Origin of the sequence: Companilactobacillus zhachilii (assembly GCF_003606365.2) — a bacterium.
GTDB lineage: Bacteria > Bacillota > Bacilli > Lactobacillales > Lactobacillaceae > Companilactobacillus > Companilactobacillus zhachilii.
The window spans coordinates 442,976-466,290 of sequence record NZ_CP031933.2; the positions used below are offsets into that span (position 1 = coordinate 442,976).

22 protein-coding genes and 1 pseudogene are annotated in these 23,315 nt (G+C 36.9%); 12 read left to right on the forward strand and 11 right to left on the reverse strand.

Annotation, left to right across the window (positions count from 1 at the left end; genetic code table 11):
- Positions 1-40: 40 nt before the first annotated feature.
- The 3 genes from D1B17_RS01925 to proB form a co-directional block, all read right to left on the reverse strand.
- A complete protein-coding gene (locus D1B17_RS01925) occupies positions 41-1,288 on the reverse strand; it encodes a glutamate-5-semialdehyde dehydrogenase (RefSeq protein WP_120143303.1) in 1,248 nt (415 codons plus the stop codon).
- Positions 1,289-1,812: 524 nt separating this feature from the next.
- Positions 1,813-2,235, reverse strand: coding sequence for a MarR family winged helix-turn-helix transcriptional regulator (locus tag D1B17_RS01930; RefSeq protein WP_120143302.1), 423 nt, complete (start codon positions 2,233-2,235; stop codon positions 1,813-1,815).
- A gap of 21 nt (positions 2,236-2,256) precedes the next feature.
- Complete coding sequence (gene proB / locus D1B17_RS01935) at positions 2,257-3,069, reverse strand: glutamate 5-kinase (RefSeq protein ID WP_120143301.1); 813 nt, start codon at positions 3,067-3,069, stop codon at positions 2,257-2,259.
- Between the two features lie 91 nt (positions 3,070-3,160).
- Here proB and D1B17_RS01940 point away from each other — a divergent pair, with 91 nt between their 5' ends.
- The 3 genes and pseudogenes from D1B17_RS01940 to D1B17_RS01950 all read left to right on the forward strand — a co-directional run bounded on the left by D1B17_RS01940 (position 3,161) and on the right by D1B17_RS01950 (position 5,783).
- Positions 3,161-3,445 (forward strand): LysR family transcriptional regulator, encoded by a 285-nt coding sequence (locus tag D1B17_RS01940; protein WP_120143300.1) that lies wholly within the window; start codon positions 3,161-3,163, stop codon positions 3,443-3,445.
- A gap of 1,236 nt (positions 3,446-4,681) precedes the next feature.
- Complete coding sequence (locus tag D1B17_RS01945; RefSeq protein WP_120143298.1) at positions 4,682-4,957, forward strand: hypothetical protein; 276 nt, start codon at positions 4,682-4,684, stop codon at positions 4,955-4,957.
- A 74-nt stretch (positions 4,958-5,031) separates the two neighbouring features.
- A pseudogene (locus D1B17_RS01950) lies at positions 5,032-5,783 on the forward strand (alpha/beta fold hydrolase).
- A gap of 409 nt (positions 5,784-6,192) precedes the next feature.
- Here D1B17_RS01950 and D1B17_RS01955 read toward each other — a convergent pair.
- Entirely contained in the window at positions 6,193-7,668 is a 1,476-nt protein-coding gene (locus tag D1B17_RS01955) for an AMP-binding protein (protein WP_240704431.1), read from the reverse strand.
- Between the two features lie 93 nt (positions 7,669-7,761).
- Between D1B17_RS01955 and D1B17_RS01960 the strand changes: the two genes are divergently transcribed.
- Positions 7,762-8,151 (forward strand): PaaI family thioesterase, encoded by a 390-nt coding sequence (locus D1B17_RS01960; protein ID WP_120143296.1) that lies wholly within the window; start codon positions 7,762-7,764, stop codon positions 8,149-8,151.
- On the opposite strand, the gene D1B17_RS01965 is transcribed toward D1B17_RS01960, so the two are convergent.
- Positions 8,126-8,647, reverse strand: a complete 522-nt coding sequence (locus D1B17_RS01965) for a DUF308 domain-containing protein (RefSeq protein WP_120143295.1) — start codon at positions 8,645-8,647, stop codon at positions 8,126-8,128. The two genes, D1B17_RS01960 and D1B17_RS01965, sit on opposite strands and share 26 nt — an antisense overlap.
- Before the next feature lie 735 nt (positions 8,648-9,382).
- Here D1B17_RS01965 and D1B17_RS01970 point away from each other — a divergent pair.
- Positions 9,383-11,107, forward strand: a complete 1,725-nt coding sequence (locus D1B17_RS01970; RefSeq protein ID WP_120143294.1) for a pyruvate oxidase — start codon at positions 9,383-9,385, stop codon at positions 11,105-11,107.
- Between the two features lie 647 nt (positions 11,108-11,754).
- Here the strand turns inward: D1B17_RS01970 and D1B17_RS01975 are convergent.
- Complete coding sequence (locus tag D1B17_RS01975; RefSeq protein WP_137432084.1) at positions 11,755-11,979, reverse strand: hypothetical protein; 225 nt, start codon at positions 11,977-11,979, stop codon at positions 11,755-11,757.
- A gap of 204 nt (positions 11,980-12,183) precedes the next feature.
- Here D1B17_RS01975 and D1B17_RS01980 point away from each other — a divergent pair, with 204 nt between their 5' ends.
- The 4 genes from D1B17_RS01980 (at position 12,184) to D1B17_RS01995 (ending at position 16,230) form a co-directional block, all read left to right on the forward strand.
- Complete coding sequence (locus D1B17_RS01980) at positions 12,184-13,548, forward strand: aspartate aminotransferase family protein (protein ID WP_120143292.1); 1,365 nt, start codon at positions 12,184-12,186, stop codon at positions 13,546-13,548.
- Between the two features lie 22 nt (positions 13,549-13,570).
- The gene (locus D1B17_RS01985) at positions 13,571-15,028 is read left to right on the forward strand and encodes an APC family permease (RefSeq protein WP_120143291.1); all 1,458 of its coding nucleotides are present in this window, start codon (positions 13,571-13,573) and stop codon (positions 15,026-15,028) included.
- 77 nt (positions 15,029-15,105) lie between these two features.
- Entirely contained in the window at positions 15,106-15,456 is a 351-nt protein-coding gene (locus D1B17_RS01990) for a DUF2200 domain-containing protein (RefSeq protein WP_120143290.1), read from the forward strand.
- A gap of 525 nt (positions 15,457-15,981) precedes the next feature.
- Positions 15,982-16,230, forward strand: coding sequence for a P8 family protein (locus D1B17_RS01995; RefSeq protein ID WP_237389426.1), 249 nt, complete (start codon positions 15,982-15,984; stop codon positions 16,228-16,230).
- A 513-nt stretch (positions 16,231-16,743) separates the two neighbouring features.
- On the opposite strand, the gene D1B17_RS12525 is transcribed toward D1B17_RS01995, so the two are convergent.
- From D1B17_RS12525 to D1B17_RS02010, 4 genes are all read right to left on the reverse strand, one after another.
- Positions 16,744-16,914 carry a hypothetical protein gene (locus D1B17_RS12525; RefSeq protein WP_166806598.1) on the reverse strand — a complete coding sequence of 57 codons (171 nt, stop codon included), beginning with the start codon at positions 16,912-16,914 and terminating at the stop codon, positions 16,744-16,746.
- Positions 16,914-17,285, reverse strand: a complete 372-nt coding sequence (locus D1B17_RS02000) for a hypothetical protein (RefSeq protein WP_120143288.1) — start codon at positions 17,283-17,285, stop codon at positions 16,914-16,916. Before D1B17_RS02000 ends, D1B17_RS12525 begins: the two co-directional genes overlap by 1 nt.
- Before the next feature lie 254 nt (positions 17,286-17,539).
- Positions 17,540-18,379 carry an SLAP domain-containing protein gene (locus D1B17_RS02005; RefSeq protein ID WP_120143287.1) on the reverse strand — a complete coding sequence of 280 codons (840 nt, stop codon included), beginning with the start codon at positions 18,377-18,379 and terminating at the stop codon, positions 17,540-17,542.
- Positions 18,380-18,712: 333 nt separating this feature from the next.
- On the reverse strand, positions 18,713-19,171 hold the full coding sequence (locus D1B17_RS02010) for a hypothetical protein (RefSeq protein WP_120143286.1): 459 nt from the start codon (positions 19,169-19,171) through the stop codon (positions 18,713-18,715).
- Positions 19,172-19,461: 290 nt separating this feature from the next.
- Between D1B17_RS02010 and D1B17_RS02015 the strand changes: the two genes are divergently transcribed.
- Positions 19,462-21,021, forward strand: coding sequence for a teichoic acid glycosyl transferase (locus D1B17_RS02015; protein ID WP_120143285.1), 1,560 nt, complete (start codon positions 19,462-19,464; stop codon positions 21,019-21,021).
- 99 nt (positions 21,022-21,120) lie between these two features.
- Here D1B17_RS02015 and D1B17_RS02020 read toward each other — a convergent pair whose 3' ends face one another.
- Positions 21,121-22,002: a hypothetical protein gene (locus tag D1B17_RS02020; protein ID WP_120143284.1), complete on the reverse strand. Its 882-nt coding sequence runs from the start codon at positions 22,000-22,002 to the stop codon at positions 21,121-21,123.
- A 759-nt stretch (positions 22,003-22,761) separates the two neighbouring features.
- On the opposite strand from D1B17_RS02020, the gene D1B17_RS02025 reads away from it, so the two are divergent.
- Complete coding sequence (locus D1B17_RS02025; protein ID WP_120143283.1) at positions 22,762-22,968, forward strand: hypothetical protein; 207 nt, start codon at positions 22,762-22,764, stop codon at positions 22,966-22,968.
- A 13-nt stretch (positions 22,969-22,981) separates the two neighbouring features.
- Entirely contained in the window at positions 22,982-23,194 is a 213-nt protein-coding gene (locus tag D1B17_RS02030) for a DUF2922 domain-containing protein (protein WP_120143282.1), read from the forward strand.
- Positions 23,195-23,315 lie beyond the last annotated feature (121 nt).

Consider the following 23,315-nt stretch of genomic DNA (forward strand, 5'->3'; position numbering starts at 1 on the left):
AATGTTTTTCAGTGATTTTTTTATTGGACGGATCAACAGCTTATTCTCTGATTTGGCCATCGCCTTGGACCAAGTACTTCGTTGTAGTTAATTCATTAGCACCCATTGGACCCCTAGCGTGTAACTTTTGGGTACTGATACCGATTTCGGCACCAAAACCAAATTGTTGTCCGTCGGTAAAACGAGTTGAAGCATTTGTATAAACTACGGCAGCGTCGATTTGTTTCATAAATTGACGACTGGCTGAGTAATTTTCAGTAATGATGGATTCACTGTGTTTTGTATTGTATGTGTTGATATGCTTTATGGCATCGTCAATTCCGTCAACGATTTTAATAGCAATAATGTAGTCGTCGTATTCAGTGCCCCAGTCTTCGTCAGTAGCTGGAATAATATCGGGTACAATGGCTTTTGCTAAAGTATCACCACGGACTTCAACATTGTTAGCACGTAAGGCACTGTAAAGTTTTGGTAAAAATTGGTTGGCAATATCTTTATGTAAAATAACTTTCTCAGCAGCGTTGCAGACAGAAGGGCGTTGAACTTTGGCATTGATAATAATCTTGAGCGCTTTTTGTAAATCGGCATCTTTATCAACGTAAATATGACAGTTACCAGCACCAGTTTCGATAATAGGAACTTTTGCCTTGTTGACGACCATTTTGATAAATTTACCACTACCGCGAGGAATCAAAACGTCAATATAACCAGTTAATTCCATCATCTTTTGCGCCGTTTCATGGCTGACATCGTCGATTAATTGAACGGCATCAGGATTGATATCAGAGTCCTTTAAAGCCGTCCGTAGAGTTTCTGACAAAATAATATTAGAATTGATAGCTTCTTTACCGCCACGCAAAATCACAGCATTGCCAGCTTTGAAACAAAGTCCAGCAGCATCAACTGTTACGTTGGGACGAGCTTCGTAAATCATGCCAATAACACCTAGGGGAACGCGTTCTTGGGTAATATCTAAACCGGTGACAGTTTCCCAGCCACGGTCAATTTTGCCAATGGGGTCAGGTAAATCCATTACTTGACGCAGACCATCGGACATATCGTTGATTCGATCTGGAGTTAATAAAAGCCGGTCGATCATCGCTTCTTTGATACCATTTTTCTTTGCATTGGCGATATCTTCCTTGTTAGCTTCGATAATTTTACTAGTATTAAGCACCAAAGCATTGGCCATATTTAAAAGGGCATTATTTTTTTTCTTGGTACCAAGTTGTCCTAATTCAAACGCCGCACTTTGAGCATTTTGACCCATTTTTTCGAGATCTATCATAGTTATTCACTCCTAAAACGCTTTCTGTATGGTTCTAGTATACACAAAAAAGGGAATAAGATTTAGTTAATTGCTAAATGTGCCGCCTCCAGGACCCAGAAAATCAGGTCGCTATGGGGACCGGTTGGAGCCAAGGTCTCCAACCTCGATTTTGAACTTCGCAAAGAACGCGAATTTCAAAACTCGTCCCGTGGTGTAGGTGCTAAAGCACCAACGCCACCTTCATAGCGACCTGATTTTCTGGATCCTTCCGGCTCGTTTATTCGTTGTTTTTTATACCAGATGATATTGAATTCTGAATATACAGTATCTTTATATTCTGAAAAACTAGAGCGCCATAATTTATTTAAAATCTCTTTTTAAATTTTCAACCTTTAATTAAAAAAAGAGATAGTGAACGGCTGTATTCACTATCTCTTTTAACGTCTAAGTAATTTTGCTTTTTATTTTTATCGTTGATTAATATGTTGCCGTCAACGTAATGCTAATCTACCATTATTTTATGTTGCCGTCAACATATATTGCTAGTTATTCAAATTTTTTGTAATTTTTTCAATCATTTCGATAAATAGTCTTTGTTCTTCAGTGCTTAAGCCTGTGGTGGCGGTTTGTTCGGAAGTGACACAGATCTTTTCAACTTGAGTTGCTAGCTCACGGCCATGTTCAGTTAGACTGACTAGGGTAACGCGTTTATCTTCGGTCGATTTTTCGGTTTTGACCAGGTCAGCGCTGACCATACGACGAACTGATTTAGCGATGGTTGAGTGATCGACGCATAATTCAACCACAAGCTTATTTTGGGAAGCTTGACCATGTTTTAACAGTGCTAATAAAATTAAATCTTGTCCAGGGTAGAGTCCTAGTGGACGCATTTTTTTAGTAACTTGGTTTTTGTAGCTGGTAATAAGGTTAATAATGGCTTTTTCAATTGGAAACTGTGAATTCATTATCGACCTCCTAATTATTATTTAATCGCGAGCTTTAGCAAAAAGAGTACCTACGGGGTCGCCTGATAAAATGTTGAAAATGATGTCAGGGTTCTTACCATTCGTTAGTACCATTTGCTGGTTATGTTTTAAGATTCGTTCGGCAGCCTTGAGTTTGGTTGTCATACCACCGGTACCATATTTAGTTCCATGACCACCAGCCGCTGCAATAATCGTTGGTCCAATTGTATCAATTTGTGATACCAAATGGGCATCTGGAACCTTGAGCGGGTTAGCTGAGTAAAAGCCATCGATATCAGATAACATAATCAACAGATCGGCATCGACTAAATTAGTCACAATAGCAGAAAGCTGATCGTTATCACCAAATTTTGTATGGTGATCCAACTCTGAGACGGTCACGGTATCGTTTTCGTTAACGATGGGAATGGCATTGTCCATTGAAAGCAACTCTTGGAAACTGTTCATCACATTAGTATGACTTTCCGGATAGTCGATTATATCACGAGTAATCAACATTTGGGCGACTGACATACCGTATTCATGGAAAGCTTCATTATAAATTTGCATTAATTCAGCTTGACCGACGGCTGCCACGGCTTGTTGTTTTGAAATTTTAATAGGACGTTTATCGATCCCAAGTACACCCATACCGACACCAATGGCACCAGATGAAACTAAAACGACATCTTTACCATCTTTTTTTAGAGTACTCAAAACTTTTGCAAGTTCCTTGATAACATTTAAATTAATTTTGCTATTTTGACGAATCAGCGTGCTAGTACCAATTTTAACAACGATTCGATCAGCATAGATCTGACGCTTATTTTGCATTTTTAATCCTCATAGATAGTTTTAAACTAGTAATTAATTTCCATAACTATTACGATAGAACAATAGGTAGAATAAGAAAAGGGTGTATTTCATGTATAAAATATTAATTATGCTTCATGACGGTGACGACTATATCCGAATGAATAAAGTTTACATCGAAAGTATGCCAGTCGCTGGACAATATATTATCCACTCAGACGGCTTGCCATACTATGTTGAGGAAGTAACAACCTTTGTTGGATATGTAAGCAGCAAAGGCGCTATTGCAATTGTAGTCGTACATCCTGCACCAAAAGACGCGGCTGTAAATGACCTTTATGGTGTCGATATTGTTCAAGATCTCGATGATCCGGAATATAACAAAAAAGATAAATAGATGTTTAAACATATGTTTAAACATATGCTATTTAGCAATTCATATCAGGTAAATAAACTTTAAAATATATGATAGTTATAACCTACCTCATGGATATATCATGTTAATGGATGGGTAGGATAGCTATTCTGGACAAAACAAATCAACTCCCTTTGATTTATGTTTTGTCCTTTTTTTTCTAAAGTTCATAATATTGTATTGGCCGTCTCCAGGAGCAAGAAATTTGGGTCGCTATGGGGACCGATGAAAGCCAAGGTCTTTCGTCTCGATTTTGAACTTCGAGAAAATCACTCGAATTTCAAAAGTCGTCCCGTGGTGTAAGTGCTAAAGCACTAACACCACCTGCACAGCGACCCAAATTTCTTGTTCCTTCCGACTAGGTTATCTGTAAATTTTGAAAAGTATACAAAGATGATATTTTCCTACTCACCATCATTAGTGGTTTGGATTTTGACTATTCTTATTTTTATAAATAATTATCGAAAGCCTAATTCTCATTATTCTCATTTAGTTGATAATAACAAAATAATTTCGGATAGATTTAGTCTTAGTGGAGATACTAGTCGGAGGTAGCGAGAACAATTTTGCCAGCAGTGAAAATTCTGTTAGGACTTTAGTCCTTACAGAATGGACGAGTTTTGAGATTCGCGTTCTTTGCGAAGCTCAAAATCGAGGTTCGAGACCTTGGCTCGAACCGGTCCCACAGCAGGCAGAAATTGTTCTCGCTACCGGAGGCGGCATTATAAAAAAAGGTCAAAAAAATAAAGGCCTACCACAAGCCTTTATTTTTGCGAGAAATTAAAATCAGAGCCTACCACTAACTCCGATTCCTAAGCAGTTGAGAAGGAGTACTACTTTTTAAAAAGGATAACAATGAAAATATTGTTAGGTATATACATCTCGCTTATATAACCAATTTAATTATAAGTCCTATATAAAAACATTTCTACAACTAAGGAAATATATTTTGATTAAAATAGCAATATATTAAAAACATTTGTGTAATGTGATATATTATCTTGCTGAGTTTGTGAAATAAAATGACATGGCCAAGTTATCATGTCATAATTTAAGTAATGAGGATTTGTTGATTTTATATGAAATATTCAAATTAGTATAAGTATTTTATATAAAGTTGGAAGCACATGCCATAAATTATGAGGCATAATAGTGACAATAAATGAGAAGAATTGCATATGGGTTTCTAAGGTTTTCAGATAGAAGGGTGGTAACATTTTGAAACAAGTTAAGGTTTCCAATGTTGAGCGAGATAATTTTATTCGTTCCATTGAAGAGTCCGTGGGAGCCTTCAATTTAGGTTCAGAAGGTTCGTTGATTGACTTGGTGTTTAAACAACTCAAGCAATTGGAATATAACGATAATTTAGAAGGTGAATTGATTAACTTCCGACGTGAACTAATCAAATATGATATGGATACAGGACATCGCCACAGCCGTGATGTTGAAGAATTATTGTTTAAAATTAAAAATCGAAATTTACCATATATTTAATATAATGTAGGAATATTTAAGTATTCCTGCATTTTTTTATTTTTAAGGTGATATTATAATTTCGAGGTGATCAGATGACAAAAATTTATCAACAAATGATACAAGATGTACCTATTTTAGAAGTAAGTCCTGAAGAGTCATTTCACAAACAGTTGCCGCTGGTTATTTTTTATCATGGTTGGCGTTCGAGTAAAGAACTAGTTTTAACGCAAGCACGTAAATTAGTGCAAAAAAATATCCGGGTCGTTTTACCTGATGCAATGAATCATGGGCAAAGAGTTGCGGATATTTCGTCAATTCCATCGTTTACATTTTGGAATAGTATTCAAGGTAATTTAGCTGAATTTTCTTTGATTAGAGATTATTACAAGGATAAGGATTTAATCAAAGATGGAAAAGTTGGTGTAGGCGGTTATTCAATGGGGGGATGACGACTGGAGCTTTATTGACAGCTCATCCAGAAATTACCGCTGCTACGATTATTATGGGCACGCCAGACTTAGCTTTGTATGCCAAGTTAGTTCGTCAAGATGCTAAACGACGTGGAATTTATGTTCCAGAAGATTTGGAAAGATTGACTAGTTGGATCAATGATTACGATCTGAGCCAACATCCAGAAAAAATTAACCATCGACCATTATTATTTTGGCATGGAACGAATGACTATCGAATTCCTTATCGTCAATCTAAAGATTTCTTTGACCGTGTTCATGGTGAAAGTTATGCTGACCAAGTGGCCTTTATTACTGGCTATAAGGCGGGGCATCTGGTTGAAACACGCTTGATGGATAAGATTGCTAATTTCTTCCAGTATTACCTAGAGTAGGTGGTGTGCCGCAGGCAGGAGCCAGAAATTTAGGTCGCTATGGGGACCGGTTGGAGCCAAGGTCTCCAACCTCGATTTTGAACTTCGAGAAAACCGCTCGAATTTCAAAAGTCGTCCCGTGGTGTAAAGGCTAAAGCCTTAACGCCACCTGCACAGCGACCTGAATTTCTGGCTCCTGCCTGCTAAGTTTTTTGGGGATTGATGGTTACTCGCTCTGGCCCTTTTATTAAAAAATCTAGTTGTTTATAAAATAAAAAATGGACCAAATATTTTCTCAATTATATTAGAAAATATTTGGTCCATTTTATTTAGTTACTTTGGACATAATTATTAAATTGTGCTGAAAGACACAAGGCTGTCGGCAATCTCTACAACGACCTATTTTTTCTGGCTCCTGGAGGCGGCACATTTAAATAATCTGATACTTCAAATTCAACAGCCTATTTCGTAAAATTTTTCCATTAGTTGATCTAGGAAATTCATTAATTAAGCGAAACTCGGTTGGCACTTGGTAATCAATCAAATTGTGTTCACCGAATTCCTTTAAGCTGGCACTGGTCAAGAAAGCATTATCTTGGGTCGTTAAATATGCAACCGGAACTTTCTTACCTTTACTGTCAGCGATACCAACAATACAAATATCAATAATACCGTTGACACTGTGGTAGATATTTTCCACTTCTTCAGGATAAATGATCTCGTCGCCCGATTGAATCAAGTCGGCTTGTCTTCCTTTGAGATAAAGAAAGTTATCTTCATCCAAATAACCGACATCACCAGTTTTGAAAAAGCCATCATCAGTAAATCTTTGACGGTATAATTTATCATTGTTCAAGTAACCAACAGCAACTGTTGGAGACTTAACTTCGATGTTACCGATATTATCTTGATTAATATTGGTGATTCGTATTTGGGTCGTGAAAAATGGTTGGCCACAGGAACCGGCTTTGATCTCGGCGTCATTAAAGTTCAATGCTGAAATATTTGAAGTGGTCTCCGTCATGCCATAAGACTGCAAAACGGGAATATCAAGCATATTGCAGCGTAACAAAGTCCAGTTATCGATTTGACCGGTGCCTAAGAAAATGCATCTGAATTTATCGTTATAACGCTGTCCTTTTGGTAGTGCATTCAATAATTCTCGCAGTCTTGTGGGAGTTAATGAAATAATCGTGGCATGTTCATTGATTAAAACTTTGTTGATATGCTCAATATCGAAACCGTCGATTAAATAGACGCTAATGCCGTAAATTAGTGAGCGCATAATGATAATAAAACCGGGAACATTGAAAAGTGGCAGTGATAAAACCCAAGAATCTTGCTTGTTGATACCTAGATTGAGCGCGGTTCCGATTGCTGAATAGAAGTAATTTCCATAGGTTAATATAACGCCAGTATCATGCTTAGCAACGTCGGGTGTGTAAAAGATGGCCGCCACTTGTTGTTCATCAAATTCGTCTATCGGTCGATAATTATGGTCTCTCTTAAGACTCAAAACATCAGACATCATGATTTTTGACCAAGTTAATTTATCAAGTTCATCCGTATTAGCGGAGTCACTAATTAAGACTGTTTTAGGTTGGGAATCCTTTAATTGGTAGCGCAAAGTTTCCTCGGGAAGTTCGGTATCAAGGAAGATAGTTCGTGCTCCCAACTGTTGAAGTGCTAAAATGGCAACGTAGCCATTAAAACAATTATCAGAAAACAAAGCGATGAGGTCATTTTGGCGAATACCGCTGGCAAATAACTTACTAGCAAATAGTTGAACGGTTGAATTGAGTTCACTAAAGGTGAAATCCGCGTGTTCAAGAATTAAAGCGATTTTATCGGGATCGAGTTTTGCACGTTTGACTAACCAGTTTTCCAAAATATGACCTCTTTTCATTTAGAAATTTGATACGATTGAAATACTAATATTAATTGTAAAACAATGTGTGGCAAAATTTTTACTAATTATTGAAAAAAATTGAGGTATGAAATGAGTTTATTAAGCAATTTAGGTATCGAAGTAGTTGAACAGGGCAGACACAAGGTTGTTTTGCAGATGGAATTAACCCCAGAACATTTGGAAATGGAGAAAAAGAAAGCCGGCAGTATCAATGCTTTGCTTTCGGAAACCGCCGCTAGTCTTGGAGCCAATATGAATGTTGACCAAGACGATTCGGCTGCTATTACGGGTGTTAATGTTCATAATTTGAATGCATTTAAGCTGGGGACGTTAGTAGTAGAAGCAATTTCTGTTCGAAACGGTGAAAATATTCAAACTTGGCAGGCGACGACTCATTTTGAAAAGAGTGCGATTCCTAATGGGCTAAGTACCGTAATGCTAAAAAAATCCAGATCTAATTGCGATAGATTCTGGAGTTGATAATTTCGAAGAAAGCTAAGATTATCAAGCTCAATCCGAATAATTGATAAATAAAAATAATTGTTTTGGAAGGGTTCAGGATAAACACAATACCTGCCAGCATCAACAGTGCTGAATAGAAATAATCCAGGTATGGTGTTATCGGAACCCTTTTTGTCATCTCATGAGAATCACGATATTGGTTGATACCGTTGACTAATAGGATGATTCCTAAGACTGGTGGCACGAGTGGGACTAACAAACGGGCAAATAATAGTACGGCTAAGGCTAAAAATAGTGCACCAATACCCAGACCAACGGCAATGTTGTTTTCGCCAGTCGTTCGCCGAATATTCAGTCCGTCAAAAATTGATAAAATTCCATAAATAGCAATGTAACTAGAAACAATGTAAATTACGATATCAAAGCTTTTAATCGGTTCAATGACAATTAAAATACCTGCAACAAGCAGAAAGATAAAACGTAACCAACGGTAAAGTTGGAACTGTCTGACCATTTTTTAAATCCCCCCAATGTGACTGTTATATAGTATGTGCCACCGCCTCCAAGAGCAAGAAATTTTGGTCGCTATGGGGACCGCTTGGAGCCAAGGTCTCCAAGCTCGATTTTGAGCCTTGCATAAGTCGCAAGTCTCAAAACTCGTCCCGTGGTGTAGGCGCTAAAGCGCCAACGCCACCTTCACAGCGACCAAAATTTCTTGCTCTTTCCGGCTAGTTTATTTTTGGCTTCTGAATCAATAGTAAATAATTTTGAATATTATTACATCATTGATAACTGGAAGACGTAATAAATATAATTTAAATCTATAATAAAAAAATCGACTAGCACCACGAGCATAGTACTGTCTCTAAGTATAGAGAAAATGACATTAATTACTAAATTCAGGATGAAAATCCTGATATATATATATAAGTTCTGATGATTTAGCAAACCATCAAACATTTGAATTAAATGTAACTAATAAATTTTCCATGACCATTAACACTCTCACAGTATTTTTATTAGCACAACACTTCACAGATACATAATACCAGAAATGTCTCAAAATAAAATCATTGTTAAGAAAATATTTCACAATCTTTGTTATGAAATTAATTATAGGACGTCATAACAACACTAGAGCAAATTTCTTTCATTGTGAAAATAATGTGGTACGTTATATGTGATTGTTAAAAGATATCGCTTTTTTTAGTGATAAATCAAAATAATGATGTGTTAGGAGACGACTATTATGGCTGTTCGGGCATCTGATGAAATGGTTGATGTTTTAGCAAAGTGGGGCGTAGATAATATTTACGGTTTACCGGGGGATTCGGTCGACACGACGATTGATGCTTTGTATCGTGCGCAAGATAAAATTACTTTTACACATGTTTTGCATGAAGAGGTTGCAGCTTTGGCCGCTTCCGCACATGCTAAATTGACGGGAAAATTGGGTGTTTGTCTGTCGATTGGTGGTCCAGGAGCAATCCATTTGTTGAATGGACTTTACGATGCCAAAATGGATCACGTACCTGTTTTAGCGATTCTTGGTCAAGTGCAGTCGAAATTGCTCAATACTGACTTTTTCCAAGAAGTTGATACGCATGTTTTGTTTGATGATGTGGCGGTTTATAACAAAATCATCATGGACCCACAATCACTACCACGGATTATGGATGAAGCCATCAGAACCGCAATTTCCAAAAAAGGTGTTGCTGTATTGACGATTCCTGATGATATTCCTGACCATATGATTAAGGATAATTTCACACCAAATGTCGACAATTTCCAAATGGAAAATTATAAAGTTGATGATAACCAAATTAAGCAAGCTTTGGAAATGATTAAGATTCATTCAAATCCAATTGTGCTGGCTGGTGTGGGTATCAAACATGCTAAAAAAGAAATGAAGGCGTTCATCGAGAAGTATAAAATTCCTATCATTTTAACAATGCCTGCCAAAGGTTTGGTCGACGATGATCACCCTTATAATTTAGGACAGCTAGGAAAACTCGGAACGAAGCCAGCGTTTGAAATGATGCAAAAAGCTGACCTAGTCATTATGATTGGGACTGATTATCCTTATGCACCTTATTTAAATAAAAAAGTTGATGCTATTCAGATTGATACGAATGCGGACCGGCTAGGCAAACGTCGCCATGTTAATATTGCCATTCAAGCTGATGCCAAAGAAGCTCTCACTCGACTTAATGAATTAGGCGAAACAGTTTCAAATAGACCTTATTTGGATGAAGCAATCAGTAAAATTGGTCAATGGCGTAGTTGGATGCAAGATGTCTATTCCAAGAAACATCAAGGTGTCTTGCCATCTTTAATGTTCCATAATCTTAGCCAGAGTGCACCAAGCGATACGATTTGGTCAATTGATGTCGGAACTTCAACTGCTTTTGGAGCAAGATTTTTAACAGCTAAAGCTAGTCAAGACTACACAATTTCAGCATGGCTAGGAACCATGGGTTGTGCATTACCGGGAGCTATTGCGGCCAAAAAAGCTTTCCCAGATCGGCCAGTTTATGCAGTCGCCGGAGATGGGGCCACCGCCATGGTCATGCAAGATTTCGCCACCGCCGTTAAATATGATTTGCCAATGTTGTATATCGTTTTGAATAATAAATTGTTGGCTTTCATTGAATACGAACAACAATCAGCCGGCCAACAAAATTACGGCATCAGTTTGCCAGAAATCGATTTTGCCAAAGTAGCTGAAGCTTGCGGTGGGATTGGCGAAAGAATTACCACTGATGAGGAATTTTCAGCAGCAATCAAAAAGTATCGCCGCCCAGAGAAGCCAGTATTATTAGATGTGGCAGTGACCGATGAGGCACCATTGCCAGGTAAAATCATGATGGATGAAGCTAAAGGATATGCCAAGTTTGGCTTTGATCACTTAGTTGATAAGAAGAGCTTGCCAGAATTACCACCAATGAAGGAAATTCTGCGTTCATTCTTATAGAATATTTATTATGATAATAATAGGAAAATAGTAAGAAGTATGATATAAATAATACTTAACGAAAAAGAACACTCCTGAAATGAAGTGTTCTTTTTTAATGGAATTGATTGTATTGAAATATGCCGCCTACAGGAACAAGAAATTTAGGTCGCTATGGGGACCGGCTGGAGCCAAGGTCTCCAACCTCGATTTTGAGCCTTGCATAAACCGTGCAAGTCTCAAAAGTCGTCCCGTGGTGTAATGGCTAAAGCCATAACGCCACTGTCACAGCGACCTAAATTTCTTGTTCCTTCCGGCTAGTTTATTCTTTATTTTTTGATAATTTATCGGATGATTTGAGCATTTAATTGTGATTTTTACTTGTTTTATATCAATGGTAGTTTGAATATTATTTAAGTTTGTAATTTTAGATTAATTAAATACGATAAAGATACTAAAACATGAGATTAACCCTTTAATAAGGGAGTTAACCTAGCTGGAGGATGAGCAGACGGGTTAGCAGTGCAGGTGGTGTTAGCACTTTAGTGCTTACACCACGGGACGAGTTTTGAGATTCGCGTATTGTGCGAAGCTCAAAATCGAGCTCGGAGACCTTGACTCCGGGCGGTTCCCACAGCGACTCCGTCTGCTCACCCTTCAGCGGCACATTACAAAGGACTGAATTCTTTCATAACATATTCGTTAGGAAGTGTTTCATCTTTGTCTAAATGCTTTTCATAGCGAGTTTTGTAGTGAATTTCATTATAAGCATCTTCGAGCTGAGTCATCGTATATTTTTGAGTTAACTTAGCTGTAGGTATTTTGTAAAATTTTGACATGTAATTTAATAACTTTTTTTCATCATTAATCATGATAAAAGCCTCCGCCATCATAATAATTCCAGAGTTAATTATTAGCAACTGCTATAAAATTAAAACATCTTTAATTTTTCTATAACTCAAAGATACCGTCATGACGCATTACTAACACCTTTATCCCTAATTTCATAGGATTTAAAATTAATAAAATTCTTGCAACTAAATTAAAAAACCATTAAAATGGCACTATTTCAATAATAAAAATTAGGGGGTGTTATTATGACAACGCAAAAATTAGCTCATGATCACGAGGTGGATCACCGCTTGATTAAGAACGAAAATAAGTATTATGCGCAAGCATCGCGAATCAATTATTACGATTTGGTCATAGAATCAGCACATGATGCAACTTTAGTTGATGCTGATGGAAATGAGTATATCGACTTGTTGGCAAGTGCTTCAGCAATTAACGTTGGTCATACGAATGAAAAGGTTGTTAAAGCTATTCAAGAGCAGGCCGAAAAACTGATTCATTACACACCTGCCTATTTTCATCATCGACCAGCTCAAAAATTAGCTGAACGTTTGGCTAAACTAGTGCCTGGTAGTCCCAAGAAGGTTGTCTTTTCTAATTCTGGCTCAGAAGCTAATGATGCCGTTATTAAATTCTCACGAGCTTACACGGGACGTCAGTATATTGTTTCCTATATGGATGCCTATCATGGGTCGACGTACGGTTCGATGGCTTTATCTGGTGTCAGTTTGAATATGACTCGCAAGATGGGGCCACTCATGCCTGGAGTTGTGCATGTGCCTTATCCAGACTTGTATCGCCGTTATCCTAACGAAACGGAACATGATGTAGCGTTACGTTATTTTGAAAGTTTCAAGGAACCATTTGAAAGCTATTTGCCAGCTGATGAAGTTGCCTGTGTCTTGATTGAACCAATCCAAGGAGATGGGGGTATTCGTAAAGCTCCCGAAGAATACATGCAGCTCGTTTATGAGTTTTGTCATAAGCATGGAATTCTTTTTGCCGTTGATGAAGTCAATCAAGGAATGGGACGCGCTGGCAAAATGTGGAGTTATCAACAATTTTCAGACATTGAACCCGACTTGATGTCCGTTGGTAAGTCACTTGCTTCAGGGATGCCTTTGTCAGCAACGATTGGTAAAAAAGAAATTATGGAAAGCCTCGATTCACCAGCCCATGTTTTTACAACTGCCGGCAATCCAGTCTGTTGTGCCGCTGCTTTAGCAACGTTAGATGTCTTGGAAGAGGAAAATCTTTTCGAAAGATCAGTTACAGAAGGCATTTACGCTGAACAAAGATTTCAAGAGATGAAAAAACATTACCCAGAAATTGGTGATGTAAGAATGTATGGCCTTGACGGTGGAATTGAATTAGTCAAAGACCGTGAATCAAAAGAACCAAATCCCGACTTTGCTACAAAAGTAATTTACTATGCATTTTTGCACGGGGTGGTTATGATTACACTAAAGGGCAATATTCTCAGATTTCAGCCACCACTAGTCATCAGCCATGAAGAATTGGACCAAGCACTCGATGTTTTGGACGATGCTTTTGCCGCTGTCGAAAATAATCAGGTAATTATTCCAAGTAACGAAAAAATTGGTTGGTAAGTAAAAAGGGAGAGATTTTTTTATGAGTGATTTTTTTAAACGTTTGACTTTAAAAGAAGATCCGAGTATATACGAGGATAAAGATTCACATTTAGTTCGAGTTTTAACAGTTAAGGATTTCTTGGCATTGGGAGTAGGGACAATCGTTTCCACATCAATCTTTACTTTGCCCGGAGTCGTTGCTGCACAACACACTGGTCCATCGGTTGTATTCTCATTTATCGGAGCTGCAATTGTAGCTGGCTTAGTTGCCTTTGCCTATGCGGAGATGGCTGCCGCAATGCCATTTGCTGGTTCAGCGTATTCGTGGATCAACGTAATGTTTGGTGAGTTTTTCGGCTGGGTCGCAGGTTGGGCCTTGTTGGCAGAGTATTTCATTGCCTTAGCCTTCGTTGGTTCGGGGTTGTCCGCTAACTTCCGGGGGCTATTGGAACCAATTGGTATTCACTTCCCGAATGCGATTGCCAATACTTTTGGTAATAATGGTGGAATCGTTGATTTAGTGGCCGTCGTAGTAATCGGAGGAGTAGCGTGGCTGATTTCTCATGGTGCCGGTGGTGCCGCTAAAGTTGAAAATGTTTTAGTTGTTTTAAAAGTTTTGGCTATCTTGACCTTTATCGTGGTTGGCTTGACTGCCATTCACGTTGAAAATTATTTTCCATTTATTCCTAAGTATCGAGTTAATCCTGATGGTAGTGCCTTTGGTGGTTGGCAAGGAATTTATGCCGGTGTTTCAATGATTTTCCTATCATATATTGGTTTTGATTCAATTGCTGCCAATTCAGCTGAAGCTAAAGATCCTGGCAAGACCATGCCCCGTGGAATTTTGGGTTCATTGTTGATTGCCGTTGCTTTATTCGTTGCTGTTGCCCTTGTTTTAGTCGGAATGTTCAAATATTCATCATATGCTAACAATGCTGAACCCGTTGGCTGGGCCTTGAGACATGCTGGGCATCCAATTATCGCCAGTGTAATTCAAGCGATTGCCGTTATCGGGATGTTCACAGCCTTGATTGGTATGATGTTGGCTGGTTCACGATTAGTTTATTCATTCGGACGTGACGGAATGTTGCCAGGCTGGCTAGGAAAGTTGAATCACAAAAATCTTCCTAATCATGCCTTACTAGTTATTTCTGTGGTTGCCATTGTGATTGGAGCCTTTTGTCCATTCGCATTCTTAGCACAATTGATTTCAGCGGGTACCTTGATTGCATTCATGTTTGTTTCCTTAGGAATTTATCCATTGAGACGCCGTGAAGGTAAAGATATCGCAATGCCAGATTTCAAAGTTCCTTTGTATCCAGTATTGCCAGCACTTGGCTTTATCGGTTCATTAGTAATTTTCTGGGGACTTGATATTGAAGCTAAGATGTACGCTGGAATTTGGTTCGCGATTGGCTTAGTCGTTTACTTTGGTTATGGGATGCATCATTCGACTTTAGGTAAAAAAGCTGATGCAGAGAAGAAAAATAAGCAATAATTTCAAGCAAAGCAGGCTGGTATGAGCCTGCTTTTTTGGTACACTTATTTCAAAATAAATAAAGCAGGGAATCAATTATGGCTAATACACGAATTTTTCAAATGACGTTTAGTAGTATCTATCCGATGTATGTGCAAAAAGTGGAACGTAAAGGGCAATCTAAGGAAAATGTGGATAAGGTAATATGCTGGCTAACCGGTTATGATGAAGCTGGTTTGGAGGAACAAATTAGTTCTGAAACAACTTTGACAGAATTTTTTGATCAGGCATCACAAATGAATCCTAATGTTTCTCTAATTACGGGCGTGATTTGTGGCGTTAGAGTTGAGAATATTGAAGATCCATTGATGCAGAAGATTCGTTATATGGACAAATTGGTTGATGAAGTAGCAAAGGGTAAGGCTATGGAGAAAATTTTGCGTCATTAAAAATTATGATAAATATATATTTAAATGGTCAATTTTAAATAAAAAATGAATATTTTCTCAGCAAGTAGTAATTTTTTTGCGATAGATTTTAAAATTTAGTGAAAGCGAATACTTAATATCTAAAAATTGATTTTTGGCAACAAAAAAAGCTCCCATATGTGGACGGATATGGAAGCTTTTTTGTTTTCTTCTATGTTTGTCAGCTGACTTGTAAGGAGAAAACTAACCGAAGAAATCCGATAATATTGAAGGAAAACAAGTATTATCTACTTGCACTCGCATCCGGACAAATGCGAGTCCTAAGTATATCATGACTATGCCAAGAAATAAACTCAAAAATCAATCAAATTTGTTTTACAATTTGTATAAAAAGTATTATTTATTTCTAAAAGCCAATGATATCAGCTCTTATCGGTGAAAAGATAATGCCAATTAAGAAAATAGTAAAAAATTATGGGCATTTAGTGTGTCACTTTTTCAGATTAGAACTATAATGGGTCTTGTAACTAAGGAGGTTGTTGAATTATGGCAGAAGTAGATCCATCAAAGATGGCTGATGCAGCCATTGCGAAAGAACCAGAAGTATTAAACCTAAAGATGAGTGAGGCATTCGACTGGAGCGATGATAAGACAGTTGTTCGTGACGCAATCTGGGATTATTTCATGGAGAACAACAATCACGATACAGTTAAGACAGAAGAAGCTGAAAAACCATTCCTTAATATGAAGGATGAAGATGTTCGCGACTTTGTCGAAAAAAACCTTAAAAAATAAATCTTTAATTTTCCTTTAGACTTCGAGATGCGATGTCTAAAGGATTTTTTTATGCACTTTTTTTAAATAATTTGATATAACATGAGGTTGGTTTTGGGTGCCGCCGGAAAGGCCAAGAAATTTAGGTCGCTATGGGGACCGACTGGAGCCAAGGTCTCCAGTCTCGATTTTGAACCTCGCAAAAACCGCGAGTTTCAAAAGTCGTCCCGTGGTGTAAGCACTAAAGTGCTAACGCCACCTGCACAGCGACCTAAATTTCTTGGTCTTTCCGGCTAGTTTTTTTGTTGTAAATGATGTATTGAATATGGGCAGTAATCTGGTTTTAGGATTCCTTCTCAACTTTGGTTATAGAATCGAATATAAAAGGGCTAGATATTTTTTCTTGGTATACATACAGAAAAAATATCTAACCCTTGATTATGTTAAATCTCAAATCATATAGTATTTTTTTATTGGATTAGTTAGGTTACATCATATAAAAAATAACAAACATTTCTTGCACCCAGAGACAGATTAATTCTTATTAGAATTTTTGTAGACCATTGTAACCACTTCATCAACGACATTAAACAAAAAATCCATCACTCTTTTTTGAAATTCTTTACTAGTAATGAAGTTAGTGGATTGATGAACGATAAAGTTAGTAATGATTTTTGGCGCATGTAATATTCGCTTTTTCTCCATTATTTCATCCTCCGACGCATCTTTTTAAACATTTTTTTGAGGAAATGGTTAGATGTTTCTCTTGCCAAATGGTCGTAGGCTAGGTAGTGCAATTGTCGTTTAGAAAGCGATGGATTTTCAGCTAATTGCAATTCTAAATAAACATAGAGTTCTTTGGGCTTGAGATCAGTATTCTTAGTGAATTTATCCATACGTTGATCTACTTCGCGTTCAATTGCTTCGTGGAGACTGCCGTATGACAAACCGTGTGGCAAAATTTTTTTGTGCTCGTGCAATTCATGTTCAACGTGTAATTTCAAATTTAATTTAGTTTCGTCATTGAAATCGTCAATTTTTCTTGTGACATCTGATAATTTTTTATCCGTAGCCAAAATGCACTCACCCCTTGTAGTTGCTACTTATGATTATAGTCATATTGCTGGGGGATGTTAAAATTTCCAACTAAAAAAGCCTCCTTAACAATGTAAGGAGACTTTCTTTCATATTAGGGAGGAAGGTTATATTAGTTTGTTTATATATATTTCTCATATAATAGTAAATTATCATTCTTGTTTACCAATTACTATATTAGATGATAAATGTGAAGAAAATGTGAAATACGGAAATATAATTTTCGAATCCCTAATTATTGTGTAACTGATGTGGCAAATTCTGGTTCGCTTGTAACATTATTTTGTGCATCAGCTTGATTTAATTGCATGTTTGAACTTTGTGTCCATTCATTAGTCGAAACTTGATAGAAAGTATGACCATATTTATTTTGAACCATTTGGCCAACTTTCCACTGTGAACCTTCTTGTAGTTGACGACCGGAAAATGAATCCATTGATGTATCGTAGACATCAGCTGGTCCGTTGACGACTGTACCGACGACTTGTTGTTGTGGTTGAGTAGTTTGCGTTTGCGTAGTTTGAGGGCTAGCAATATTTAAATTACTTGCAGCAACGTATTCGTCAGTTGCGATTTGGATGTAACTAGCGCCATTGATCGTAACCGTTGGACCGACATTCCAAGTAGAACCTGCTGGCAACATCACACCACTGACAGCTTGACCTTGGCTATTAACGACTGCCGTAGTCCACTTAGTTGTTCCAGTTTGACCAGAGTTAGCAACTTGAGTGTTATAAGTATTTTGTGTCTGTGCTTGTGTTTGTGCTGCTTGATTTTGACTACTGATATTCAAATTATTGGCAGCAATCCATTCGTTTGTAGCAACTTGATAATAAGTTACACCGTTGAATTGTTTAGTGCTGCCGAGCTTCCAAGAACTATTGTTTGGAAGAAAAGTACTTGTGATAGCTTGACCTTGATCATCAACCAAGACACCGCTACCGGTCACAGTACCGACTAAACCGATTTCTGTTGAATCTGCCGCACTTACGGTTTGAGGTGACAAATTAGACAGGACGGTTGGAGCAATTAACAAAGCTAATGCTGAGCCGATTAAAACTTTATTCTTTTTCATCGAAACCCTCCTCGTTATATTTTGCGGTTCAGTATAAAGCTATAATGCAATGGTGAAATTCGCAATAGGTTTAAGGAACAGTTAAGAGAATTGTTATCAATTCTTTAAAAATACATTTTACTTTTTTTAGTATGCCGCCGGAGGGGCGTGTCTGTGGATGTAAGATGATTGTTTTTGTTTATATGACTAAGGGATTAAAGATTCAAAACATACTTTAATCCTTTGTGTTCCAATCATTTTTAACTATTCAAAACAACGAATAAACTAGCCGGAAGGAGACAGCAACCTGATTTTCTGCCTCCTGGAGGCGGCACAAAAAAAGACCCTTCTAATTTAATCCATAAAATTAGAAAAGTCTGATGAATATCCTTTAATAGAGAATTTATGATATGTTTTCAAATTACGATCTGCCAGTTTGACGATAATTGAATTGGTAATTGTATGTTGTCCAGAACGGATAGTTGGTTTGACTTTATAAATCAAGCCATATTCTGAAGGTTTCTTCATTTTATAGACATTAATTGAAACACTTTGATAGTTATTCCAGTCGAAGGGACCATCTTCTTTATCGATTGCCAAGCGAGCCATTTTGACGAATTGTTTTTTCTGATATTTGTTTAATTTATGAGTATCTTTGTTTTCTAAAGTTATCTGACTGCCAGATGAGTTGCAGTAGGGTGCAGAATGATAATTGCGATACATTTGAGGAATGGCAAAGATTCCCAACAAAATTAAAATGCAGGCGATCCAGATAGCCCGGGTCGCGTGCTTTTTTACTTTTTCCTCAGACATAATTTTCCCCCAACGTGTTAATGTACATTTAAATATTATACTAAGTTTTGACTGACAATTAAAATTTAGTTGAAAAATTATTTAACAAAATTATCAGGCTTGTTCCAATGGTTTGACATATAATACATGACATTATGTATAGAAAAAATTGGCAAGTCCTATTATATGAAAGAAAATAGGTAGCATATCTCCTTTTTTGGCATGATAATAAATAATTCAACTATTCATATCCTTAAATCTGGATGCTATACTTAATCAGTTATTAAATTTTATATGAGGCTTAAACGGGGATGAAAAATAAAATAGATAAACTGTCAATTAGGGGATGGGTGATGCCTGTCTTATTTTTATTAATTGTGTGTTCTTTTGCAATCGGATCTTCACCGATATATCGAACTAATCCATGGGTGGATAGTAATGCTATGTTAACTATGGGAAAAGCTATGTTAAATGGAAATATTCCGTTTAAAGATATAATTGATCAACGGGGACCTGTTCTGTATGCGATATTTGCACTCGGAGCTTTAATAAGGAAGAATAGTTTTTCAGGCGTATTTTTAATGCAAGTAGTCAATGTTCTGGCTATTTATGTTCTAACCTGGAAAATGGCTAATAATTTTAAATTTAAATTGATTGATTCAAAATGGATTGCTTTAATGGGTCCAATGGTTTTATTTTCCACCAATGCGTTTAGTTTTAGTGGATCGCCAGAAGAATTTGCGTTTACATCAATTTTATATTTATTGTTAGTCATTAACCGTGTCAAGCAAAATGTAGAGAATATTACATTAAAGGAATTTTTTTTACTAGGGATTAATTTAAGCTTAGTTTTTTGGAATAAATTTTCAATGGTGGGAGCCTTTGTAGGCTTTTTTATCTGGGTAGCGGGCCTATTAATTTATAAAAAGCAGTTTATGAAATTGGCAAAAGTAGTTTTGATATCTCTTCTAGGTTTCATGACCGTTACCATTTTGGTATTTATTTACTTTGCTATTAATAATGCTTGGGGTGATTTGATACAAATATATTTTGTTCAAAACCTCACATCGTATGGTAAATCAAACCAAACATTGTTAATGAAGTTATGGAGTTTGCTTTTCTTATTAGGACAAGAAATCAGTGAGCATGTCGTTGTAGCAGGTTTAATTGTCGCAGGATGGATCAAAGCATTTTACAATAAAAAATCAGTAATACTTGAAATTGTCTTATTTTTAAGTACGATACTTTTTGTGGCATTACAGCATTGGATCAATGAATACTATAATTTGGTATGGATCTCTTTTTTGATAGTTTCTTTACTAAGGCTGACAAATATAAAATTGTCAAATTCAGAGGATATTAAAAAAATAAAACTTCCTATCCAAATATTGGTTGTGATGTCGTTAATATTATTACCATTTGTTAATAATAAGGACCTTAGCAAATTGATTATTAGAGGAGAAGATTCATCCATTATGCACTATCAATATAATGCTCAACCTCAATTTGCCCAAATAATGCGATCTAAAGAGAAGCATCCTAAATTACTAATGATTAATGACTTAGATGAAGGCTTTTATTTATCCGCGGATACTTTACCAACAACTAAGTACTGGCAAAAACTAAATATGACGTATGAACAATTGCCAAGAATGTATAACTCATTTAATCAGGACTTAAAGAATAAGAAAGTTGATTTCGTTATTGTTCGAATCAATGATCAGATTGCTACCGATATGGAGGGCATACATAATCAAATCCCAGCATTTGTAGATGGTCATTTAATATATCAATTGTTCAAGAATTACCGGATTGAAGCGGTTTCCCGGAATAATTGGAATGATAATTACGTTTTGATGTATAAAAAATAAAATTAATTTTTACTATGACAATTCAAAAATTGTAGCAATATAAACAAAAAAAGGCTTCTAATAACTGTTCTCAGTTACTAGAGGCCCTTTTGTCATATACTAATTATTTCCTCTAATTTGTGCATCAGAAGGTTTGATTGTATCACGGCCATCAGCACGAGCATTCTTGATAGCGCGGATAATATCATTGTCACTCCAAGCACCAACTGTTTTAACACCTTGGTCAGTCAATTGTTGTCTAGCCTTAGCAATATCGTCGTCAGTGATTTCCTTACCTTGACCTTTACGTGATTCGATATCGAAGTCACCCTTGGCAGCCGGATTGTTGCTTTGGTCATCGGAACTATTGTTGGAATTACTATCAGAATTTGTATCAGTACTATTATCATCAGTCTTAGTTTCGTCAGTTGCGTTAACAGCTGTGGCTGGTAATGAATCTAATAAAGTTCTAGCTTGAGCATAAATGTCTGAGTAATACTTGCCCTTGATACCTTTAAATTTCGTAACTTGTTCTAACAATGAACGAGCTTGGTCGTCTGAACCAGACTTGATCATTGCCTTAGCGTTCTTAATATCGAGTTTAAAGTTACTACGGTTACGTTGAATCTTAGTAACTTGAGAAAGCATTGACTTAGCTTTAGAAATCATCTTCTTATTACCATTGTCCTGATCTTTGGCAATAGTCAAAGCGTCCTTAGCATCAGAAAAGTGACGTTTATTCATCAATTTCTTAGCTTTTACCAAATTAGTAGCTTGTTTCTTTGAAGCAGTAGCTTTGTCAGTCTTCTTAGCTTTAACTGCTGATTCAAAATAATCAGCCGCCTTAGAATAGTTTTCGTCGTTAACGGCGTCATTTCCCTTAGTCATTTCAGTCTTGTAAGCAGAACTGTTGTCACTAGACTTGCTTGATGATGCAGAATTGCTGCAGCCGGCTAGGATAAGAGCCAAACCCGTTGTTGCGAGTAATAATGCTTTTTTCATTTTTAAATTCCTCCATTGAATACTGCAAAGATTATAACATGTTAGAGAAATTGTGGAAAATATGCCGCCAGAGAGTGCCAGCAACTAAGCCAGCTGTGGGACCGACCTGAGCCAAGGTCTCAGGTCTCGGTTTTGAGCCTTGCAAAAACCGCAAGTCTCAAAACACGTCCGTTATGTAATGGCTAAAGCTATTACATAACTTTTACGGCTGGCTTAGTTGCTGGCACTCTCCGGCTAGGTTATCTGTTGGTTTATTGGATATCTTAGAATGTAATGTGTCGAATTTCTTTGTTTATGTATGATTTTTGAGTGAAAATAATCCAATTTCTTCTATATAAGTAATTATTGTCCTTAGCCCTTGAACTCATTTGAATTTAAAAATGCAGTAGCAGATATTAATACCAATCATCTTCTATCCACAAATGAGAAACAGAAAACCCTAATCCTTAAAGACCCTAGCCAGTGGTTGTGTGAGATGAAGTCAGCAGTGACAGTGGAGTTAGAGCTTCAGCTCTTACTCCACGGACGACTTTTGAGATTCGCGGTTTATGCGAAGCTCAAAATCGAGGCGCGAGACCTTGGCTCGCACCGGTCCCACAGCAGACTTCATCTCACACAACCACAAGCGGCATACATAATATAACAAAAAAATAAAAAAGTTTTTCCGTTTTGAAGACCCCCAAACGTTACTATCTATGTAAGTTACTTAACGGCCGAAAGTTCTTACAAAAAAATAACAAGAAAACGAGGATCAGAAAAATGAGCTGGAAGAAAACTGCTGTTAACATCACTATGGGAAATGAAAAGTATCCAAAAGGTATCAAAGTTATTCGATTTAACAACATCGTGGAAGATCCAACTAAGGAACAAATTCAAATGTTCGCTGAAGGACTAGTCTTATTGTCAGATGGAGATTCATATCTAGGTTCAGAAATCGTTAAATACACACAACAAAGTGCAAAGTAGAGGAGAATAACTGATGAAAAAATTACAATTGCGTTTTAAGACTGCTGAGGGTCACAAGAAAAACTTGGTTCTAAACTATGTCAAAGCTGATTTAACTCCCGAAGAAGTAAAGGCCGGGATGTCCAAAATCAGTACCAGTAACCTTTTTGAACAAAATACTGTTCAACTTTACAAAGAAATACTTGGTGCCAGCTATATTGAACGCATTGAAACCAAAGCTTTATAAAATTGTTCAGTATTTAGATAAAATTATTAAAATATTTAAGGGATAAACCTTGAGCCTACGTCTTATTTCGACTAGAATAAGAGTAGGCTCTTTTGGGTGAACTAGAAGTTGTAAACAACAC

Excerpts from the sequence above, each read along its gene's own strand:
- D1B17_RS01925 (WP_120143303.1), bottom strand. The coding sequence starts at position 1,288 with ATGATAGATCTCGAAAAAATGGGTCAAAATGCTCAAAGTGCGGCGTTT.
- D1B17_RS01930 (WP_120143302.1), bottom strand. The coding sequence starts at position 2,235 with ATGAATTCACAGTTTCCAATTGAAAAAGCCATTATTAACCTTATTACC.
- proB (WP_120143301.1), bottom strand. The coding sequence starts at position 3,069 with ATGCAAAATAAGCGTCAGATCTATGCTGATCGAATCGTTGTTAAAATT.
- D1B17_RS01940 (WP_120143300.1), top strand. The coding sequence starts at position 3,161 with ATGTATAAAATATTAATTATGCTTCATGACGGTGACGACTATATCCGA.
- D1B17_RS01955 (WP_240704431.1), bottom strand. The coding sequence starts at position 7,668 with ATGAAAAGAGGTCATATTTTGGAAAACTGGTTAGTCAAACGTGCAAAA.
- D1B17_RS01960 (WP_120143296.1), top strand. The coding sequence starts at position 7,762 with ATGAGTTTATTAAGCAATTTAGGTATCGAAGTAGTTGAACAGGGCAGA.
- D1B17_RS01965 (WP_120143295.1), bottom strand. The coding sequence starts at position 8,647 with ATGGTCAGACAGTTCCAACTTTACCGTTGGTTACGTTTTATCTTTCTG.
- D1B17_RS01970 (WP_120143294.1), top strand. The coding sequence starts at position 9,383 with ATGGCTGTTCGGGCATCTGATGAAATGGTTGATGTTTTAGCAAAGTGG.
- D1B17_RS01975 (WP_137432084.1), bottom strand. The coding sequence starts at position 11,979 with ATGATGGCGGAGGCTTTTATCATGATTAATGATGAAAAAAAGTTATTA.
- D1B17_RS01980 (WP_120143292.1), top strand. The coding sequence starts at position 12,184 with ATGACAACGCAAAAATTAGCTCATGATCACGAGGTGGATCACCGCTTG.
- D1B17_RS01985 (WP_120143291.1), top strand. The coding sequence starts at position 13,571 with ATGAGTGATTTTTTTAAACGTTTGACTTTAAAAGAAGATCCGAGTATA.
- D1B17_RS01990 (WP_120143290.1), top strand. The coding sequence starts at position 15,106 with ATGGCTAATACACGAATTTTTCAAATGACGTTTAGTAGTATCTATCCG.
- D1B17_RS01995 (WP_237389426.1), top strand. The coding sequence starts at position 15,982 with ATGGCAGAAGTAGATCCATCAAAGATGGCTGATGCAGCCATTGCGAAA.
- D1B17_RS12525 (WP_166806598.1), bottom strand. The coding sequence starts at position 16,914 with ATGGAGAAAAAGCGAATATTACATGCGCCAAAAATCATTACTAACTTT.
- D1B17_RS02005 (WP_120143287.1), bottom strand. The coding sequence starts at position 18,379 with ATGAAAAAGAATAAAGTTTTAATCGGCTCAGCATTAGCTTTGTTAATT.
- D1B17_RS02010 (WP_120143286.1), bottom strand. The coding sequence starts at position 19,171 with ATGTCTGAGGAAAAAGTAAAAAAGCACGCGACCCGGGCTATCTGGATC.
- D1B17_RS02015 (WP_120143285.1), top strand. The coding sequence starts at position 19,462 with ATGAAAAATAAAATAGATAAACTGTCAATTAGGGGATGGGTGATGCCT.
- D1B17_RS02020 (WP_120143284.1), bottom strand. The coding sequence starts at position 22,002 with ATGAAAAAAGCATTATTACTCGCAACAACGGGTTTGGCTCTTATCCTA.
- D1B17_RS02025 (WP_120143283.1), top strand. The coding sequence starts at position 22,762 with ATGAGCTGGAAGAAAACTGCTGTTAACATCACTATGGGAAATGAAAAG.
- D1B17_RS02030 (WP_120143282.1), top strand. The coding sequence starts at position 22,982 with ATGAAAAAATTACAATTGCGTTTTAAGACTGCTGAGGGTCACAAGAAA.